This is a genomic window from Acinetobacter sp. 243_ASPC (assembly GCF_001054715.1).
In the GTDB taxonomy this organism is placed as follows: Bacteria; Pseudomonadota; Gammaproteobacteria; order Pseudomonadales; family Moraxellaceae; genus Acinetobacter; species Acinetobacter soli.
Genome location: NZ_JVOR01000135.1, coordinates 1 through 1714, shown reverse-complemented (window position 1 = coordinate 1714; position 1714 = coordinate 1). Strand labels below are relative to the sequence as shown.

The following is a 1714-nucleotide window of genomic DNA, read 5'->3' as shown; positions in this document are numbered from 1 at the left end:
AGCGACAAACATTCAGTCTTTAGAGTGAATCAAAGCAGCAAGAAAGACACCAAGATGACCCAGTTTGGACGTGTACTCAGCACCCTGAATATTGATATCATCTTCGCTAATTCACCGCAGGCCAAAGGCCGTGTGGAACGGGCCAACAGAACCCTTCAGGACCGTCTGATCAAGGAGATGCGCCTGAAAGGCATCTCTGTTCGATTGAGCAAGCGAATGCCTGGCTACCCTGCTTCATTGAGCAGTTTAATCAGAAGTTCGCCAAGATGGCTTTTAATCCTAAGAATCTACATCGGCCTATCACTGAAACAGCCGAAGAATTAGATGATATTTTTACTTGGCGTGAACCCCGCAGAGTCACGAATAACCTGACGATTACTTATGATAAATGTGTATATCTCCTGGAAAACACCGAAGAAAATCAAAGGTTGATCGGTAAGTATCTTGAGTTTCTGGAATACCCGGATGGTACTGTAGCCATCATGCATAATAGCCGAAAGATCAATTACAGCCTCTTCGATAAATTAAGTCAGCTGAATCAGCGAGAGATTGCTGAGAATAAACGGTTGGGTGCTGTTCTGAATCATATCCAACAACAGCATGAAGAACTGGAACAGCAAAACAAACGTAATCGTTCTCAAAAGATGCCAAGCAGACGTGCATAGAAAACAGCAATTCAAGAACGAAATCTAAATCCTGTGCTTGACTTGGAAATGTCCATATAGGACATTTCTATTTGGTTATTAGGTAAGATCTTTCTACTTGAGAATAACAGGCTCTTTAAGTTTACTTTAAGTTCAAAAACTTACATTGAGTTAAACCCCTAGAACGATCTCGTTCAACCGATTTAGAAATAAATCGGTTTTTTTATGTTCAATGCTGATATCTTTTGCCAATAAAATTGGTTACATAATGATCAAAAATAGTATTCCCATATAGTTTTTAAGCCTTTTTTACCCAAAAGAATCCACAATTTCTGCGGATAACTATTGGGATAAATTTTGATTATTTTTTGTACGTTTTGGCTTACAGCGTTTCACGAAATTGTCTGTATCTATGTCCCGATGAAGTCCTTATGATTGATCTATATGAACAGGATGTTCAATGACTTAAAACAATAATAATCAGTCAGGCACCATGACCATCAGGTAGTCAGCCCTACCTATGCGCTCCACACCGAAAAATCCCGACATGACGTCGGGATTTTTCGTATTTGTTTGCCTATTCATTTTAAATTTATATGAAAAAAACTAAAAAAATAAGTATAGTACTTTAACTACGAAGGAAAAGTGTAATAACCCGAATCCTGTTTAAGCCGATGATTCCTTAATTTGAATTGTTGGCTTATTTCCATGGGTTAATTGATATGCACATAGTGAGGCGTAAATTCCACTGAGAAATCCATGAAGACTACGTGCTTTACTCGTCACTAAATTGTATTGCCCCTTCAATAAACTGAATAATGTTTCTATTTTATTGCGTTGTCTTAAGTGATATTCATCTGATGCACAGAGTTGAATAGCCTGCATATTCCTCCGATGATAAGTAATTAAATCAATACCTCGATCTTTCAATCTAATTTTTAATTCTTGGCTGATGTAACCTCGATCCCCGTAAAGTTTTCCGTTTAGGCCAGCAACCAATTGCTCAACCATTTTTATGTCAGCAACATGTCCATTCGATAAAGCAGAACAGGCAATTTCACCAAATTGAT

The 1714-nt window shown here is 37.9% G+C and carries 1 protein-coding gene and 1 pseudogene; one reads left to right on the top strand and one right to left on the bottom strand.

All coding sequences use genetic code 11. The features are described from left to right. Nucleotides 1-665, top strand: a pseudogene (locus tag ADA42_RS17175) (ISNCY family transposase); the annotation flags it as partial. A 645-nt stretch (nucleotides 666-1310) separates the two neighbouring features. On the opposite strand, the gene ADA42_RS17170 reads toward ADA42_RS17175, so the two are convergent. After that, nucleotides 1311-1714: transposase (locus ADA42_RS17170; RefSeq protein ID WP_048766467.1), on the bottom strand; the 404-nt coding region annotated here is incomplete at its 5' end.